A 17,307-nucleotide genomic window follows, 5' to 3' on the forward strand; every position below is an offset into this window, starting at 1 on the left:
CATCCCTCCAATTTAATCTAAATTTTTAATAATTTGTTGTAACACTTGAAATGCTTGATGTAAATCATCTTCATTAATACCTTCTAGCGTTTTTTCTTCGAAAGTATCAACTTCTTCTTGCCATACTGGAATCATCTTTATCGCCGTTTCGGATAAAGAAATGAGCTTCTCGCGGCGATCTTTACCTTCTGTACGAATAATCCATCCCATCGTTTCCATACGTGTTAACGTACGAGTCATCGTTGGTGATTCAACATTTAAATACTGGCACAATTCTGTTTGCGTACAAGAACCAGTTTGATTAATGCGGAAAATAACAGCCCATTGCGCACTAAATAACCCTGTTGGAGATACACGTTCATTAAATTTCTTCGTAAACTTTCGAGAAGTCTGGCTGACGATGTGAAAAAAATGTTGTTTTTCGTCCATGTATTTTGATCCTTTCAAATTAGTTACCTAGCTAACTATATACTTTTTTATAATAATTGTCTAGTAATAGACATGTTGATTTATGTAAAAAATTCTTATAGGTTTTATGTTGCGAACGTATATTCTACGTGCTATTCTTTAATTAAGTAAAGAATTTTCTTTCTATTAAATAGAATGGGGGAACTTGTGATGATTAAGCCTGCAACAATGGAGTTTGTTTCACTATCGAACGGAGAAACGATTGCATATCAGGAAGTTGGAAGGCGAAATACAGATATTCTTGTACTCATTCACGGGAACATGACATCGTCACAACATTGGGATTTAGTTATTGAAAAGTTGCAAGATCAATACCATATTTACGCTCTTGATTTAAGAGGGTTTGGACAATCAACGTATAATCAGTCGATAGATTCATTACAAGACTTTGCAGACGATGTAAAATTATTTATTGACGAGTTAAAGCTAGAGAAATTTTCATTAATGGGCTGGTCAATGGGGGGTGGCGTTGCGATGCAATTTACAGCGAATCACCCAACTTTTGTAGAAAAGTTAATTTTAGTAGAATCAGTAGGAATGAAAGGATACCCAATCTTTAAAAAAGATACGAATGGGCAGCCGATTGTATCAAGTTTAGTAAAGACGAAAGAAGAAATTGCGCAAGATCCAGTACAAATCGCTCCAGTATTAGATGCGATAAAAAATATGAACAAACTATATTACCGTACAGTATGGAATCTATTAATATATACACATAATCAACCTGAACCGGATCGTTATGAAAAGTATTTAGATGATATGTTAACGCAACGTAATTTCGTAGATGTGAATTATGCGCTCATTACATTTAATATTTCAGATGAACATAATGGGGTTGTAGAGGGAAGTAAACAAATTCATCGTATTAAAGCGCCAACACTCGTCATACAAGGTGATAGAGATTATGTCGTACCGCAAGTAGTCGGTGAGGAATTAGCGAAACATTTGCCAAATGCAGAGTTGAAGGTATTAGAAGATTGCGGACACTCGCCGTTTATTGATTGTTTAGATGTATTTATAAAACATGTAGAGGATTGGTTAGAACAGAAATAATCCCCGAAATGAGAAGTGTTGCATATACTATAACATTTGTATGTATAAGGGGAGATTATCAATGCATAAACCATCCTTAATCGCTTATTCGCCATATAATCATCATATCTATACAAAAATAATGATAGATCCGATGTATATGCAAGTTTCACCAGCTGTAGTTCCTTTACAAATGCAGCAGCCACTAACAGCTCATATGCAACATTACTTATATGGACCTTCATTTTATGAAAATCCATATTTTAAACACTTTCATTACAATGTGAAAGCGCAAGTTTGGGAAGGATAAGATAACAAGCTAAAAGGTTCATTCTTTTAGCTTGTTTTTTATTGCGAATATTCGTACACGCATTTGAAGAAACAGTTTATAATGAAAAGTGGAAGCGTGAGAAGGAGAGGGACAGAGGATGTCAATGCGTTTTACTTTTTGGATTATGGTTGGGATTGTAGCAATCTCGGGTTTGTCACAAGGAATGCTCTTACCGGCCATTGCAATGATTTTTGAACAAGAAGGGGTTAGTTCAAGTATTAATGGTATTCATGCGACGGCATTGTACATTGGGATATTAGTTATTTCGCCGTTTCTTGAAAAACCGATGCAAAGGTTTGGAATGAAGCCGATTATTGTTATAGGTGGGTTTCTCGTTATTATTTCATTATTCTTTTTTACACAAACATTTTCATTTTGGGTATGGTTTATCCTTAGATTTCTAGTTGGAGTTGGAGATCATATGCTTCATGTCGGAACACAAACATGGATTACGACGACATCAGACCCAAGTAAAATAGGGAGACAAGTATCGATATACGGTGTATTCTTCGGAATTGGTTTTGCCGTTGGTCCGTATTTAGCAAGCACTGTGCAGTACGGTCTTGCAACACCATTTATTATATCTACTATACTTTGTTTAATAGGTTGGCTTTTACTACTTCCAACAAAAAATGCATTCCCAGCGCAAGATGAAAGAGAAGCGAAGAGTGAATCATCATTTTCTCGTTATAAACAAGTTGTTGGATTAGGATGGATTGCACTGCTGGGACCACTTGCATATGGCGTACTTGAAGCAATGCTAAACAGTAACTTACCAGTATACGCACTTCGTAAAGGGTGGTCTGTTTCAGATGTATCCTTCTTATTACCAGCATTTGCAGTTGGGGGTATTATTACACAAATTCCGCTCGGTATATTAAGTGATAAATACGGAAGGGACCGTATATTAACTTGGACGTTTAGCATAAGTACGGGCATTTTTCTACTTGCCGCCGTATTTGATCAATATTACTGGATTGTCTTTGCCTGCATGCTTTTAGCGGGTATGGTTATTGGATCGTGCTTCTCTTTAGGGCTTGGATTTATGACTGACTTATTACCGAGACACTTACTACCGGCAGGTAATATATTATCCGGAATCGCTTTTAGTTTAGGAAGTATTATGGGACCTGTATTAGGCGGCGTATTTATAGAAAAAATACAGTATACAAGCTTTTTTATTGCGGTTATGATTATAATGGGAATTCTCGCAATGTTATATATGGTCTACATGAAAAATCAATTCGCATCAAGAAAAATAGAAAGTAGGTTAGGGCATGACAAAACAACCTAATAAAAAGAAATTTGAAGTACTTGAAAATGAAACAATTACAGACTGCTTAGCACGTATGGAACAAGAAGGCTACGCTCCGTCTCGTCGTATGGAAGAGCCAATCTTTCATGAAGTAAAGAAAGACGGCAAAACAGTAGTTGAGCCGTGCGGTAGGAAGATTGTTTTTGAAGGGAAATTGAAGTAATCCAATAACAAATTCTCTTTATAGTATAGAGCCATCCAATAGTTGGGTGGCTTGTTTTTTTATTAATCAATGAAGGAATTGAATAGAATGAATCTCTCGTTCATTTCTCCTAATTGTCTTCTTTATATGGGGCAAAAGATTGCTACTTTTTTCGTATATTGGTAAAATAAGTTCTTGGGTCTTACTTATTGTTATCGGTATAATGTTTGTCGCTTGAATGAAAGAAATTAGTTGCAAAAATTTCGTACTATGTAAAGGGGTATAGCAACGATCCCTTTTTTTGGAGGCACCTTAAACATAAAGCGAGAGAAGAGGCTATATGAACGATTCTCCTATCTTGTTTAAATATTAAACGAGTTACTGCAATTGGAACAGGTATATCAAACTAGTCGACATCCTGATGGATCATCTTTTTCTAGTAATCTATCACTTCTGATGGAATCGATAGATTGCTAGAAAGCGGAAAACAATTATTCGTATATTCCGAAGCAGGTGTAACAGAGTGTCCTTCCATAATTAAGGGTAAAACCAAAATACGTTGTTGTAAAGAATGATTTGTTAGAACTAGTTATAAGGAATAAAACAGAAAAGAGGATCACATGTTAGATACTTTACAGAGAAGTAAAAAGTTTTTTTTAGTATGTCTTATTTTTTTAGTGCTTTTAACCGCTTGTGGTAATACTGATGTTAAGACATCTAAAGCTTCATTACCATCGGCTGAATCCAATATAGATACATCATTAAAAGCACCAAATTGGGTAGATAAAAGTCCTATCCAACAGTCTCCTAATTTTACAGAAGATAAAAAAGTACAATCGGTTGTGAATTTAATAGCAACGGGTGATAATTTATATCATGACGCAGTAATTAAAGATGGCAAACAAAAAGACGGTTCATATGATTATAATTATATTTATGAAAATATCAAAAAAGCTGTTAAATCAAGCGATCTTGCTATCGTGAACCAGGAGACTCCGATTGCCGGAAATAATTTAAAAGTACAGGGATATCCGACTTTCAATACACCTGAAGAAGTAGGCCAATCTTTAGTGGACACTGGATTCAATATAGTGACGCAAGCGACAAATCACGCTATGGATATGGGTATTAAAGGTGTTGCGAATACAAGAGAATACTGGAAGAAATATCCGGATGTTATCCCGGTAGGTATTAATGAGAGTCAAAACGAGCGTAATGAAATAAAAACGATTACAAAAAATGGTATTCGTTTTGCGTTACTCAATTATACATATGGTACGAATGGAATTAAAATTCCAGCTGATAAGTCTTGGGCTTTAAATTTAATTGATAAAAAAGCGATACAAAATGATGTGGAAAAGGCAAAGAGTAGCTCTGATATGGTGATTGTTATGGTGCATTGGGGAGTAGAATATACCTCAACACCTTCAAAGCAACAAAAAGAAGTTGCTCAATATTTAACAGATTTAGGTGTAGATGTAGTAATTGGAAATCATCCACATGTAATTCAACCAATTGAGTGGAAACAAAATAAAGATGGACATGAAACGCTAATCTATTATTCTCTTGGAAATCTTATTTCTGCGCAAGAAAAATTAGAAACATTAGTTGGAGGATTATCTTATGTACAATTTGTTAAGTATGAAGATAAAACTTTTGGTATACGACAAGCGGCAATCGTACCGACAGTAACCGACTATGCTGATGGTAAGAAACAATTTAAAATTCAATTTTTAAAAGATTATTCGGATGAAAATTCTAAAAAACATGGAATTAAAAAATTTGCCGGCCCCGTTTCTTTGAAGGATTTCAAGGAGATTCCTAGAGACGTGTTGGGAAATTGGTATAAAGACTAATAAACAAAAAGGGAATGAGATACAATTAAAAAATTTATAATTTTAGCATTGGTATTAGCAATGGGATGGAGTCTTGCTGCTTGTAGTGGAAAGCAAACATCTCAGGCAACTACTAATAATAACGATAAAAATAAAAATGAAATACATGCGAAGAAAAAAGATGTTTTACCTATCTCTGATGTTAATGATTGGAGAATTATCCTTGTAAATAGAGAGCATATGTTATCAAAGGAACTAGGAATTGAATTAACAAGTATCACTCAAAATGCGAAGCCAAATATGAAAATAGATAGTAGAATTGCAACTTCCTATCAGGATATGGTAGCAGCTGCAAAAAAAGAGGGAATCAATCTTTATTTAAGATCAGGTTATCGAGCTATAAAATTACAACAAACTTATTATGATGCTTCAGTTAAAAGCTATAAATCTCAAGGCTTGTCGGATAAAGAGGCTAGTGCTAAGGCATTGGAATATCTTCAGTATCCTGGTGCAAGTGAACATCATACTGGATTAGCGTTAGACATTATTTCAGTTGAATGGCAAAATACTGTAGAAGATTTAAATGCAAAATTTGAAACTACCGATGCATTCAAATGGTTAGATAAGAATGCTGCAGAATATGGGTTTACTCTCCGCTATCCAAAAGATAAAGAGAATATTACTGGCATTAAGTATGAGCCATGGCACTATCGTTATGTAGGAAAAGAAGTTGCCGTTTATCTAAAAGAAAAAGGGTTAACTTTAGAAGAATATAACGAAAAAATTAAGTCTGGTAAGTAAAAATATGCTTTAATTTTATTAAATATTATGCACTGCTACAGGAAAAGGTGAATCTGAGGATGTGTTAACCTTCTGCCTAGTATTGTAAAAACTGAGTATGATAATTTGAGCACGTATGAACCAGTTATCGTGTAAAAAGATGTATGTATTAAGAAATTAAAGTTAAGGATCTGATATTCATATCAGATCCTTTTTCTATCGTTCTTTTAAGAGCGACTGAGCCAAAATATTGGAATGAATATAGAAACAAAACAGCCCAAGAAATAGTATAACGAATCAGGGAGCCTACTCGTACGCTTCATTGGGATTATCCAGAAATAGTTGTTGATGAAATAAGAAAGAACTGGTGTTACTCTCAAGCAAGGATTTAATACGAATGAATTGGATAAAAGGTAGTAATAAATACATAGTCATATTGATTAAAGTTTCACTTTATTGAAGAAAAATGCGAAAGCCATTCATAAAATATGGAAATGTTAAAATCCCTTTGATAAAATAGCAATATGTAAAAATAATTATTTGTTAATTCTTAATGTAATGAATATTCATGTTTAAATATACGAATTTAACTACATAGTTATTGTGCTAAAGGGGGAGAAAGATGTTAGATGAATTGTACAATGCTTTTTTAAATGCGTCTGGTTTTACAGAAAGTGCGAGGAAACGAGATCGGTATGATGATTTACATGATTATTTAAAAGATAAAGAAAGAGAGTTAAAGCAATTCATTCAAGAGGCTGAATCAGCAAAGAGAGAGTATGAGAGTAAAAGTAATGGCTTAGAAGCTAATAAAATTCCGGCAGTTGAATTTGAACAAAAACGTCATGAAAAGGATGAAGACTTAAATACAGTATTATCCTATTTTAAAAGTGCATTAAGCGATATTGGATCTGCAAAAAGTACAGCTTATGCAAAGTATTTGGAATATAAAGCGAAAGCAGAATCGGAGAAAGCGTCAGCATACGCCGCAGCGACCAAGGCTTTTGAAGAAAAGAAAAAGGAATTTGAAAACTTTATCCATTAAGCATACAAAGAATGGAGGGAACCAACATGAGTGGTAAAGAGGTTGAAATTATAGGAGGTAACACTGCAAGTGCCATTTCTTACGCACAAAACATTGAAAATGGTATGCAGGATTCTTTAAACCAAGCGAAAGACTTAAAAGCATATGTCACAGGTGCGAAATGGAATGGAAAAACGAGAGATGCATTTTTAAGTTATCTTGATTTGATCATTCAATATAATTCAGAAATGGTAGAGGCATTTGAAGGACATACGAAAGCTTTGAAAGAGTTAGATAAAAGCATTCAAACGTACGGAGATAAATCGGAAGTAAGGGCGATAAAACAACTGTGATGGAGAAACGAGGGATAAAAGAATGGGGAAAGAAATGAGTTTTGCACCTGCTGAATTATATGTTCTCGCAGGTGCAGCTGGGGTTACCGATATATTTGGATTGCCAAACCGTGACGCAATTATTTTACTTGATGCAGAATGTGTCACGAAAGCAACTACGAGTTTAAAAGAAAAAGGCCTACTTACAAGTGAAAATGGAATTACCCCTGCAGCTTTTCAAATAATTGAACTATTAAAGGAATATGAAAATTGTCATGAATACACGAGAATGAATAATGTATTAATTGGCTTTTTAAAAGAGGATAAAGACCGAGTGGCTGTATTAACAGAAATAGAGCCAAATAAAAAATACGAAATTGACTACATACCAAAGCCAGACGTATATTTTTCCTTATTAACACGCATACCCTTCTTATTTAGAGAACCGAGGGAAATAGAAGATACATTTTTCTCAAAGAGAATGACAGAAGAAGAACAACAAACATTTGAGGAAAAAGATTTATCAAATAAAGACGTTATAGCGATAGAAACGTATACGAGGCCTCGAAGTAATAGAGGAGGAAAATGGGAATGTTTCTTATATTTCACTGAAGGAGAAGATTTCGTTCAAATCGATGTAGATCGTAATCGATATGACTGGGTGAGCCTCTATGCGGTTAATAAGAAATTGTATGACGTGTTAAAAATGCCATATAAAAAGTTAATTGACCCGAGACAATTCTCGTTAGGAGGTATTCAATAATGCAAGTATCAATGGGAGATAGTGGTTCTGGTGGTGGAGAAGAAGTATTAGTTAATTTTCAAGAACTACTTGATATAGTAATGAAGTTAGAAAATATATATAAAATCCATGTAGACGTCATTGGAACGAATATTGAGAGTTTATTAAGCTGTGATTTTTATCAAAAAGGTGAAGCGATGAGAGTAATTGAAAAATATCCTGATATATTACACAAAACACTAGAATTGGCTGAACACTATTCTAGGTCAGCGACAGTTGTAGGGAATGTATGTGTAGAAATGCTTGAAAAGGACGAACAATTACGTGAAATATTAAGTAAGTTGTAGAAATCACCATACGGCTGGGGGGATGAAAACGAGATGGATGTGAAATATAGACCTGAACCATGGCAAAACATGGGGGATGGTATGAATCGAATTACAAAAGATGCACTCATGAAATTACGGGAAGCAAATGAATCATTAAAAAGAATTGATGGAAGAATACGAGATTTAGACTCGGATGGTAGTATACATTTTAATCCTAAAGATCAATCGCAAAAAATCGGGGAATTACTTGATAGTTATACGACATTACAAAAATATTGCGGAGAAGCAGGGCAATTAGTCTCTGAACATATAGATAAACCTTTTTTAGTAGAAATGGATAAATTCGCTCAAAAAATGAGAGATACATCTATTCTCAGTTTTGAAACAAATAACCGAATTGGCTCTACAACAACGACAGTATTACCAGGTGCGCATGCAGGCTACGGAAGTGTACCACAAACAATACAGAAGAAGAAAGATAAAATAACAGTAGAAGATATTTTTAGAGATTCTCCTGCATTTGATAACGTACTTAGGGCAGAATACAAAGAACTAAAAAAACAAAATCCAGATGCAAAATTAAATTATGAAGAATACAAGAAAGTAGTCCCATCCACACGAGGATTTGAATACAAATCGATAGAAGATGAACAGAAAAAACTAGAAATGGTGCGAGACATAGGAATAGGCGTAGGAATCATCATCACAACAATCCTTTGTCCACCACTTGGGGCCGCTGCCGCAGTAGTATACGGAGGTGTACAAATAAAAAGCGGTATCGACGGAGAAGACTGGGGAACACATAGGAAATTGAGCCAAGAAGAGCGGGTAGGAAACATCATTTTTGGCGGATTAGATGCAATCCCAGTTGTTGGAGCAGTAGGAAAAGGAGTAAAAGCATTCAAAGGGACGAGTGAATTAGCTGATTTAGCCAAATTATTAAAATTCAAAGAAGGAATGCCTGGTTTTAATCCAAATTTGGGTAAAAATGTGGTACAATCGCTTAAGGAAAATAAGAATTTAAAAAATGCACTAGATGCTATGAAAAATACTCCTATTCCAGTAGCAGTTAGGACGGTGGATACTGGAATAGGAATGAAGCTTCCTTATATAGAATCTTCAACTGTTGGAGAAGTAGCTGGAAAGTTTTCAAAGGCAAGTACGGCAGCTAAGGATGACGCTTATCAACTTGCTAAGGGTACGGGTAATTCCAGTAAGATAGTCAATGAGGCTAATTTAAATAATATAGATGAATTTATAAATGGAACTAAGAAATTTGATGATGTTATTAATGATTATGTAAAGTTGTACAGTGAAAAAATTATATCAAATAAAACGTGGTCATGGAATAAGTCACTTCACGGTGGAGCTAATTTAACGGCTCGTCAAAAAAGAATGATTAAGGAAAAAGCAGTTGCAGATGGTTTGGTTCCTGATGTGAAGGTTATTAAAGCTGATGGAATGAGATACGGATTTGCCGATTTTAAGAGTGCTGGGCTTGTTGTAGAGACAAAGCAACTTCCAGAGAGGCTATGGTTAATGTCAGACGAAGAGCAATTTAAATGGCTCGATAATGCAATAGGTGGACGACCGGAAGGTATGACATGGCATCATACTGAAGTACCGGGTAAAATGGAGTTGGTTCCTTTTGGAATACACAATATTACGATTCACAATGGTGGAAGGTCGGCCGGAATGTGGGCCGATGCTCCTAGATAGTAAACTAAAGAAAGAGGTAAAAACATGAAAATAAAACAGGATACTATTGTAAAACCATTACCTTCAGAAGAGTTAATAAAAAAACATGAAAATTTTTGGAGATTAAAACTACCAGGTTCATTTTTGGATTTTATTAAAGTGTATAATGGTGCAGAAGTTGAAGAAGCTACATTTGTATGTGATAATCGTAGTTATGCGATAGAAAGGTTTTTATGTATGCTGGATGACATTGAAAATAACCCTAAAGGGATCTATGATATTGATGTTGTATTTTCACAGATAGAGGAAAGATTAACTGATAATGAAGATTTATTAGGTGCAGAGGTATTACCAATAGCTAGTATATTTGCAGGGGATTTTGTATGCTTGGATTTTAGAGAAAATAAAGAGAATCCATCGGTGTGTGTATGGTCTCATGAAGAGTCAGGAGAGTTTGAACCAGTGTTTTATAAAATAGTAGATAACTTTACTGAGTTTTTAGAGATACTACAATAAAACTTGGTACAATGAGTTTGTAAGTAATATAACAAGACTTAATATTTGGTATTAAAGTTAAAGACATATAAGAAAAGTGAAGAAAAAGAATGAATAAGCTGTTAAAAAGTAAGTACTCCATGATGGTTGTACCATCATGGAGTACTGTGTGCAATGATAGAATAGAAAACGAAGTACGAGCTTAGGCGAGATGACATTTTACATGGCGATGAATATAAACACATGGAATGCATATTAAACTAACGAACTCGTACAAACTCGTAAATTTTAACGTAACACTTGTCGCGATATGTAAAAGGTGTCATACTTGTGCTACAAAACTTACAAATTTACGCTACTTAAAAACATATGAACTTAAAGCACTTGATTGTCAAATAAAGGCAACAAGTGCTTTTTTACGTTTTAGCGTAGAAATTTAAAAGAGCGCTATAATTTTATAAGTGCATTAAGTGTTAAATTTTTATTGTTGTTTTATAGCCTGTAGTGGCTGTGGACAGTGTACGACGATAGTAGAGGAAAAAATAAAGGGTTGTGTTACTTTTTGAAGTCATCGTAAAGTACGTTTTAACGGATGGACGTTATGCACATGTTATCCGCAAAAAACGGGTAAACGTTACAGGGACTTTAATTGCTGTAACGGGAAGGGGCTCAATATGGGAGAGAAAGTAGTTGGTTATGTACGAGTTTCAACGGAAGGACAAGTGCGTGAAGGGTATAGCCTAACGTATCAAGTAGAAGAAATTGAGCGGTACTGCATCGAAAATAAACTACAACTGCTTCACATATACGAAGATAAAGGAATCAGCGGAGCGAAAGTAGATGAAGATGGATTAACAGTTGAACGTGAGGGATTAGAAGAGCTATTGTCGGATATGGCGTATCAACAAGTGAGTCAAGTTGTTGTACTAAATACATCTCGTTTATGGCGCTCAGACATGGCAAAAGTGTTAATACAACGAGAGTTAAAGAAATATGAGGTAGATGTGAAAGCAATTGAACAACCAAATTATAGTATATACACGCATGACCCAAATGACTTTTTAGTAAATGGTATGTTAGAGCTATTAGATCAATATCAACGTCTTGAGATTGCATTAAAGCTAAGTCGAGGTAGAAAGAAGAAAGCAGAACAAGGTGGATATGCGGGGGGCGGTGTGATGTTTGGTTATAGAGTAAAGAAAGGACAAAAAGTGTTAGAAGTAGATACGGAGAAAGCAGTGGTTGTACGTAGACTATTTGAGTTAAGACACTTTTTTAAACATTGGTCGCTGACTCAATTGGCAGAACGACTAAATAGGGAAGGGTATTGTACTGAGAAAGGAAAGTTGTTTACGAAAGTGCAAGTGAAACGTATGTTAGACCGAGAGAACTTTTATCGAGGGGTATATACATACGGGCAAATACAAACAATTGGGAAACATCCAGCAATTATTTTATAAACTCACTTAAAAAATTAGCTCATTTTACTATACATACTACTAGAGTGATGAAAATGGATAGGCTTGCGTACCTATGCGCATCGGAAGATGAACGCTCGAACTAAGGTTGCCGACATTTTTATATATGACTAAATCATTGAATAGAGGGATGAGTTATGCATCATAGGCAGAACTATTTGTATGTAGGAGTAGATTTACATAAAGAGCAGCATACGGCTGTTATTATTAATTGTTGGCAAGAGAAATTAGGAGAAATACAATTTGAGAATAAACCATCTGCATTTTCGAAGTTTTTATTAGAAGTAGAGACATATGTGAGTGATGGTTTATCAGTTGTATTTGGTTTAGAAGATGTTGGTGGTTACGGAAGAGCATTAGCGAAATATTTAGTAGATCACGAACAGGTAGTAAAAGAAGTAAATCCAGCTTTATCATTTTTAGAACGAAAAAGCCAAGTGATGATACACAAAAATGATAGTTGGGATGCGGAATGTGTGGCACGCATATTGATAAACAAATTTAATCAATTACCAGATGCAAAGCCAAACGATTTATTATGGTCAATACAACAACTGGTTTCAAGAAGGAATGCATTAGTAAAAGCACAAAGTGCATTAAAGAACCAATTACATATTCAATTAAACCATCATTATCCAAGTTATAAAAAGTTTTTCTCAGAATTAGATGGGAAAACAGCATTAGCGTTTTGGCAGCAGTATCCGTCACCGTCCTGTTTAGAAGGTGTTAGTATAAAGAAATTAACAGCTTTTTTATTAGATGTTAGCAACAATACATGTTCGGTAAAGAAAGCAAGCGACATATTAAAACTTGTAAAAGAAGATGGACAAACAATGAAAGAGTATCAAGAAATGCGAAACTTTTTAGTAAGAAGTATTGTACGGGAGATTGAGTTTAAAAAGAAGGAAATGAAATACATCGAAAGAGAATTAAAACAGCTAGTAAATCTACTAGATTATCAATTAGAGACGATGCCGGGAATAGAACTTGTGACTGCATCAGCATTAATTGCAGAAATTGGAGATGTAAGACGATTTCCAAATGCCAACAAATTAGCACGATTTGCGGGGATTGCGCCTGTTTACTTTGGTTCTGGTGGGAAAGGTAAGACACATAAAAGTAAACAAGGAAACAGGGCGCTACACGCTTTATTTTATAATTTAGCAGTACAGCAAGTGCAAGTAGCAAAAGGCAGTAAGAAGCCACGGAATCCAGTGTTTCATGCGTACTACCAAAAGAAATTAAAAGAAGGAAAAACAAAAGGACAAGCATTGGTATGTATTATGAGAAGGCTTGTAAACATTGTATATGGCATGATGAAATATAAAACAGCTTATGAATTGCCGGTAGTGGAAGAAAAAGAAGTAGTTTAATAAGGTTTTTCATGGTTTGCTTTTTTATTGTGAGAGTTTAAGATTACAACATAGGGTACGGGTGAAGGACCTGTAAAAGTAAACTATGGAGAACAATATGCTAGGGAAAAACGTAAAAAGATATTAAAGCCAAATGTTGAGTATACAAGTAAAGAAGGATATACATATACAACAGATAGTCAAGGGCGTGTTGCAAGTTGCGAGGGTAGCCTTCAATTAGGTGATGGTAAGCGGAATAACTACGCTCAGAGAGTGGTAGGTGGGAATGACCGTTTGGATGATGATGACGGCGGACATTTAATTGCAACTATATTTAAAGGCTCTGGTAATATGGATAATTTAGTTCCAATGAATAGTAACTTAAACAGAGGAGAATGGAAAAAACTAGAGAATGAATGGGCTAATGCTCTTAATGATGGTGATAAAGTTAGGGTGAAAATAACGCCGAATTATAGCGGGAATTCAAAACGTCCAGACAGTTTTGTTATTAGATATAAAATTGGTGATGAAGATAGATGGAGATTAAAGAATTTTGATAATGTACCAGGAGGAAAATTAGATGAATGATGAAAAATTAAGCAAGTTATACAATGAAATAGCAGAGGTTGTAATTGATACAATTCCAGAGAAGTGGTTTAAGGTTTACCTGTATGGTGAGGTTGGGGAAGGTGCTCAAGAATCATATTTTTATTACTACCCTGAAGAGAATAGTACTCCTATTTACAGTCATAGTATTTTTGAACTCTTTAATGTCCCAGAAGAAGAATATTTTAAGAAGTGGCATCGTTTGTTAGATTGTATTAAGAGAATGAAGAAAGAGTTTATTGATAATGATCAAGAAGCTTGGACAAATTTCACTATGATTTTTGATAATACAGGAAAGTTTAATATTGACTTTAATTATGATGACCTTTCAGATGAAAATTCCCACGAGAGAATGATTATTTGGGAATATGAACATCTTGGTCTTATGCCTAAAAGTAATTCAGGGAAAAAATACTTAGAAAAGCATCTTAAAAATCTTGAAGATACAAAAAATTGAGTGCAATACCATATATGATAAAAGTTTATAGTGGTTTAACGTAAACATGCATAAGCATATATGAGAAGTGGGTAGAAAAAGAAATGGCTATTTTGAAGAGTAAACTCCATGATGGTTGTACCATCATGGAGTACTATGTACAATGATAGAAAAGAAAAAGAAGTACGAGCTTTGGCGAGATGACATTTTACTGGGTGCTGAATATAAACACATGGAATATATATTAAACTAACGAACTCGTACAAACTCGTAAGTTTTAACGTAGTAGTTGTTACCACATATAAAAGGTGTCATACTGTTACTACAAAACTTACAAATTTATGCTACTTAAAAACATATGAACTTAAAGCACTTGATTGTCAATTAAAGGCAACAAGTGCTTTTTTGCGTTTAAGCGTAAAAATTTAAAAGAGCATTATAATTTTATAAGTGTATTAAGTGTTAAATTTTTATTGTTGTTTTATAGATTGTAATGGCTATGTACAGCGTACGACGATAGTAGAGGAAAAAATAAAGGGTTGTATTATTTTTGGAAATCATCGTAAAGTACGTTTTAACGGATGGACGTTATGCACACGTTATCCGCAAAAAACGGGTAAACGTTACAGGGATTGTAATTGCTGTAACGGGAAGGGGCTCAATATGGGAGAGAAAGTAGTTGGTTATGTACGAGTTTCAACGGAAGGACAAGTGCGTGAAGGGTATAGCCTAACGTATCAAGTAGAAGAAATTGAACGGTACTGCATCGAAAATAAACTACAACTGCTTCACATATACGAAGATAAAGGAATCAGCGGAGCGAAAGTAGATGAAGATGGATTAACAGTTGAACGTGAAGGTCTACAAGAGCTATTGTCGGATATGGCATATCATCAAGTGAGCAAAGTTATTGTACTAAATACATCTCGGTTATGGCGCTCTGATATGGCAAAAGTGTTAATACAACGAGAGCTAAAGAAACACAAGGTAGATGTGAAAGCAATTGAACAACCAAATTATAGTATATACACGCATGACCCAAATGACTTTTTAGTAAATGGTATGTTAGAGCTATTAGATCAATATCAACGTCTTGAGATTGCATTAAAGCTAAGTCGAGGCAGAAAGAAGAAAGCAGAACAAGGTGGATATGCGGGGGGCGGTGTGATGTTTGGTTATAGAGTAAAGAAAGAACAAAAGGTGTTAGAAGTAGATACGGAGAAAGCAGTGGTTGTACGTAGACTATTTGAGTTAAGACACTTTTTTAAACATTGGTCGCTGACTCAATTGGCAGAACGACTGAATAGGGAAGGTTATCGTACAGAGAAAGGAAAACAATTTACGAAAGTACAAGTGAAACGCATGTTAGACCGAGAGAGTTTTTATCGAGGGATATATACATACGGGCAAATACAAACAAACGGTAAACATCCAGCAATTATATAATAGTCGTACTTAAAAAAATCACTCATTTTACTATATGTACTTATGAAATTATGAAAATGGATAGGCTTGCGTACCTATGCGCATCGGAAGATGAACGCTCGAACTAAGGTTGCCGACGTTTTTATATATGACTAAATCATTGAATAGAGGGATGAGTTATGCATAATAGACAGAACTATTTGTATGTAGGAGTAGATTTACATAAGGAGCATCATACGGCTGTTATTATTAATTGTTGGCAAGAAAAATTAGGAGAAATACAATTTGATAATAAACCATCTGCATTTTCGAAGTTTTTATTAGAAGTAGAGACATATGTGAGTGCTGGGATAACTGTTGTATTTGGTTTAGAGGATGTTGGTGGTTATGGAAGAGCGTTAGCGAAATATTTAGTAGATCATGAACAAGTAGTGAAAGAAGTAAATCCAGCTTTATCATTTTTAGAGCGAAAAAGCCATGTGACGACACAAAAAAGTGATAGTTGGGATGCGGAATGCGTAGCCCGTATACTAATAAATAAGTTAAATCAATTACCAGATGCAAAGCCAAACGATTTATTTTGGTCGATACAACAACTAGTTTCAAGAAGGAATGCATTAGTAAAAGCACAAAGTGCGTTAAAGAACCAATTACATATTCAATTAAACCACCATTATCCAAGTTATAAAAAGTTTTTCTCAGAGTTAGATGGAAAAACAGCATTAGCATTTTGGCAGCAGTATCCGTCACCCTTTTGTTTAGAGGGTGCGAATATAAAGCAATTAACAGCTTTTTTATTAGATGTTAGCAACAATACATGTTCAGTAAAGAAAGCAAGCGACATATTAAAACTTGTAAAAGAAGATGGACAAACAATGAAAGAGTATCAAGAAACACGAGACTTTTTAGTAAGAAGTATTGTACGGGATATTGAGTTTAAAAAGAAGGAAATGAAATACATCGAAAGAGAATTAAAACGGTTAGTAAATCTACTAGATTATCAATTAGAGACGATGCCGGGAATAGAACTTGTAACGGCATCAGCATTAATTGCAGAAATTGGGGATGTAAGGCGATTTCCAAATGCCAATAAATTAGCACGATTTGCGGGGATTGCGCCGGTTTACTTTGGTTCTGGCGGAAAAGGTAAGACACATAAAAGCAAACAAGGAAACAGGGCGTTACACGCTTTATTTTATAATTTAGCAGTACAGCAAGTGCAAGTAGCAAAAGGAAGTAAGATGCCACGAAACCCAGTGTTTCATGCGTACTATCAAAAGAAGCTTAAAGAAGGTAAAACAAAAGGACAAGCACTTGTGTGTATTATGAGAAGGCTTGTAAACATTATATATGGAATGATGAAATATAAAATAGCATATGAATTGCCGATAGTGGAAGAAAAAGAAGTAGTTTAATAAGGTTTTACAGGGTTTGCTTTTTTATTGTGAGAGTTTAAGATTACAACATAGGGTACGGGTAAGAATAGT

18 protein-coding genes and 1 pseudogene are annotated in these 17,307 nt (G+C 34.7%); 18 read left to right on the forward strand and 1 reads right to left on the reverse strand.

Annotated elements, in window-relative coordinates:
* Window positions 1–12: 12 nt before the first annotated feature.
* A complete protein-coding gene (locus HMAS_RS08060; protein ID WP_000343680.1) occupies window positions 13–429 on the reverse strand; it encodes a MarR family winged helix-turn-helix transcriptional regulator in 417 nt (138 codons plus the stop codon).
* A 189-nt stretch (window positions 430–618) separates the two neighbouring features.
* Between HMAS_RS08060 and HMAS_RS08065 the strand changes: the two genes are divergently transcribed.
* The 18 genes and pseudogenes from HMAS_RS08065 (at window position 619) to HMAS_RS08160 (ending at window position 17,235) form a co-directional block, all read left to right on the forward strand.
* Entirely contained in the window at window positions 619–1,521 is a 903-nt protein-coding gene (locus HMAS_RS08065) for an alpha/beta fold hydrolase (RefSeq protein WP_000594877.1), read from the forward strand.
* 61 nt (window positions 1,522–1,582) lie between these two features.
* The gene (locus HMAS_RS08070) at window positions 1,583–1,810 is read left to right on the forward strand and encodes a hypothetical protein (RefSeq protein ID WP_000549500.1); all 228 of its coding nucleotides are present in this window, start codon (window positions 1,583–1,585) and stop codon (window positions 1,808–1,810) included.
* Window positions 1,811–1,928: 118 nt separating this feature from the next.
* Window positions 1,929–3,125, forward strand: a complete 1,197-nt coding sequence (locus HMAS_RS08075) for an MFS transporter (RefSeq protein WP_000062796.1) — start codon at window positions 1,929–1,931, stop codon at window positions 3,123–3,125.
* Window positions 3,109–3,309: an NETI motif-containing protein gene (locus tag HMAS_RS08080; RefSeq protein ID WP_000166303.1), complete on the forward strand. Its 201-nt coding sequence runs from the start codon at window positions 3,109–3,111 to the stop codon at window positions 3,307–3,309. The genes HMAS_RS08075 and HMAS_RS08080 overlap by 17 nt, the downstream gene beginning before the upstream one ends.
* A 599-nt stretch (window positions 3,310–3,908) precedes the next feature.
* Window positions 3,909–5,144 (forward strand): CapA family protein, encoded by a 1,236-nt coding sequence (locus HMAS_RS08085; protein ID WP_116344751.1) that lies wholly within the window; start codon window positions 3,909–3,911, stop codon window positions 5,142–5,144.
* A 48-nt stretch (window positions 5,145–5,192) separates the two neighbouring features.
* Window positions 5,193–5,924 carry a M15 family metallopeptidase gene (locus HMAS_RS08090; protein ID WP_000241986.1) on the forward strand — a complete coding sequence of 244 codons (732 nt, stop codon included), beginning with the start codon at window positions 5,193–5,195 and terminating at the stop codon, window positions 5,922–5,924.
* Window positions 5,925–6,525: 601 nt separating this feature from the next.
* Entirely contained in the window at window positions 6,526–6,948 is a 423-nt protein-coding gene (locus HMAS_RS08095; protein ID WP_000883462.1) for a hypothetical protein, read from the forward strand.
* A 26-nt stretch (window positions 6,949–6,974) separates the two neighbouring features.
* Window positions 6,975–7,280, forward strand: a complete 306-nt coding sequence (locus HMAS_RS08100) for a WXG100 family type VII secretion target (protein ID WP_000014532.1) — start codon at window positions 6,975–6,977, stop codon at window positions 7,278–7,280.
* A 22-nt stretch (window positions 7,281–7,302) separates the two neighbouring features.
* Window positions 7,303–8,022 carry a DUF5081 family protein gene (locus HMAS_RS08105; protein WP_000514117.1) on the forward strand — a complete coding sequence of 240 codons (720 nt, stop codon included), beginning with the start codon at window positions 7,303–7,305 and terminating at the stop codon, window positions 8,020–8,022.
* Window positions 8,022–8,348 carry a hypothetical protein gene (locus HMAS_RS08110; RefSeq protein WP_001198201.1) on the forward strand — a complete coding sequence of 109 codons (327 nt, stop codon included), beginning with the start codon at window positions 8,022–8,024 and terminating at the stop codon, window positions 8,346–8,348. Before HMAS_RS08105 ends, HMAS_RS08110 begins: the two co-directional genes overlap by 1 nt.
* Before the next feature lie 33 nt (window positions 8,349–8,381).
* Window positions 8,382–10,049 (forward strand): HNH endonuclease, encoded by a 1,668-nt coding sequence (locus HMAS_RS08115; RefSeq protein WP_044307296.1) that lies wholly within the window; start codon window positions 8,382–8,384, stop codon window positions 10,047–10,049.
* Between the two features lie 24 nt (window positions 10,050–10,073).
* Window positions 10,074–10,544, forward strand: coding sequence for an SMI1/KNR4 family protein (locus HMAS_RS08120; protein ID WP_000695049.1), 471 nt, complete (start codon window positions 10,074–10,076; stop codon window positions 10,542–10,544).
* 653 nt (window positions 10,545–11,197) lie between these two features.
* Window positions 11,198–11,983 (forward strand): recombinase family protein, encoded by a 786-nt coding sequence (locus tag HMAS_RS08130; protein WP_000504227.1) that lies wholly within the window; start codon window positions 11,198–11,200, stop codon window positions 11,981–11,983.
* Window positions 11,984–12,138: 155 nt separating this feature from the next.
* Complete coding sequence (locus tag HMAS_RS08135; RefSeq protein WP_046392897.1) at window positions 12,139–13,374, forward strand: IS110 family transposase; 1,236 nt, start codon at window positions 12,139–12,141, stop codon at window positions 13,372–13,374.
* A gap of 54 nt (window positions 13,375–13,428) precedes the next feature.
* Window positions 13,429–13,941 (forward strand): annotated as a pseudogene (locus HMAS_RS08140) (DNA/RNA non-specific endonuclease); the annotation flags it as partial.
* On the forward strand, window positions 13,934–14,416 hold the full coding sequence (locus HMAS_RS08145) for an antitoxin YezG family protein (protein ID WP_000997350.1): 483 nt from the start codon (window positions 13,934–13,936) through the stop codon (window positions 14,414–14,416). The pseudogene HMAS_RS08140 and the gene HMAS_RS08145, both read left to right, overlap by 8 nt.
* Window positions 14,417–15,058: 642 nt before the next feature.
* On the forward strand, window positions 15,059–15,841 hold the full coding sequence (locus HMAS_RS08155) for a recombinase family protein (protein ID WP_046392896.1): 783 nt from the start codon (window positions 15,059–15,061) through the stop codon (window positions 15,839–15,841).
* A 158-nt stretch (window positions 15,842–15,999) separates the two neighbouring features.
* Window positions 16,000–17,235 (forward strand): IS110 family transposase, encoded by a 1,236-nt coding sequence (locus HMAS_RS08160; protein WP_046392895.1) that lies wholly within the window; start codon window positions 16,000–16,002, stop codon window positions 17,233–17,235.
* The last annotated feature ends 72 nt before the right edge of the window (window positions 17,236–17,307 follow it).

This window comes from Bacillus sp. HMA207 (assembly GCF_003402455.1).
GTDB classification, from domain to species: Bacteria; Bacillota; Bacilli; order Bacillales; family Bacillaceae_G; genus Bacillus_A; species Bacillus_A cereus.

Coding starts and splice junctions, on each gene's coding strand:
- HMAS_RS08060 (WP_000343680.1), bottom strand. CDS start 429: ATGGACGAAAAACAACATTTTTTTCACATCGTCAGCCAGACTTCTCGA.
- HMAS_RS08065 (WP_000594877.1), top strand. CDS start 619: ATGATTAAGCCTGCAACAATGGAGTTTGTTTCACTATCGAACGGAGAA.
- HMAS_RS08070 (WP_000549500.1), top strand. CDS start 1,583: ATGCATAAACCATCCTTAATCGCTTATTCGCCATATAATCATCATATC.
- HMAS_RS08075 (WP_000062796.1), top strand. CDS start 1,929: ATGTCAATGCGTTTTACTTTTTGGATTATGGTTGGGATTGTAGCAATC.
- HMAS_RS08080 (WP_000166303.1), top strand. CDS start 3,109: ATGACAAAACAACCTAATAAAAAGAAATTTGAAGTACTTGAAAATGAA.
- HMAS_RS08085 (WP_116344751.1), top strand. CDS start 3,909: ATGTTAGATACTTTACAGAGAAGTAAAAAGTTTTTTTTAGTATGTCTT.
- HMAS_RS08095 (WP_000883462.1), top strand. CDS start 6,526: ATGTTAGATGAATTGTACAATGCTTTTTTAAATGCGTCTGGTTTTACA.
- HMAS_RS08100 (WP_000014532.1), top strand. CDS start 6,975: ATGAGTGGTAAAGAGGTTGAAATTATAGGAGGTAACACTGCAAGTGCC.
- HMAS_RS08105 (WP_000514117.1), top strand. CDS start 7,303: ATGGGGAAAGAAATGAGTTTTGCACCTGCTGAATTATATGTTCTCGCA.
- HMAS_RS08110 (WP_001198201.1), top strand. CDS start 8,022: ATGCAAGTATCAATGGGAGATAGTGGTTCTGGTGGTGGAGAAGAAGTA.
- HMAS_RS08115 (WP_044307296.1), top strand. CDS start 8,382: ATGGATGTGAAATATAGACCTGAACCATGGCAAAACATGGGGGATGGT.
- HMAS_RS08120 (WP_000695049.1), top strand. CDS start 10,074: ATGAAAATAAAACAGGATACTATTGTAAAACCATTACCTTCAGAAGAG.
- HMAS_RS08130 (WP_000504227.1), top strand. CDS start 11,198: ATGGGAGAGAAAGTAGTTGGTTATGTACGAGTTTCAACGGAAGGACAA.
- HMAS_RS08135 (WP_046392897.1), top strand. CDS start 12,139: ATGCATCATAGGCAGAACTATTTGTATGTAGGAGTAGATTTACATAAA.
- HMAS_RS08145 (WP_000997350.1), top strand. CDS start 13,934: ATGAATGATGAAAAATTAAGCAAGTTATACAATGAAATAGCAGAGGTT.
- HMAS_RS08155 (WP_046392896.1), top strand. CDS start 15,059: ATGGGAGAGAAAGTAGTTGGTTATGTACGAGTTTCAACGGAAGGACAA.
- HMAS_RS08160 (WP_046392895.1), top strand. CDS start 16,000: ATGCATAATAGACAGAACTATTTGTATGTAGGAGTAGATTTACATAAG.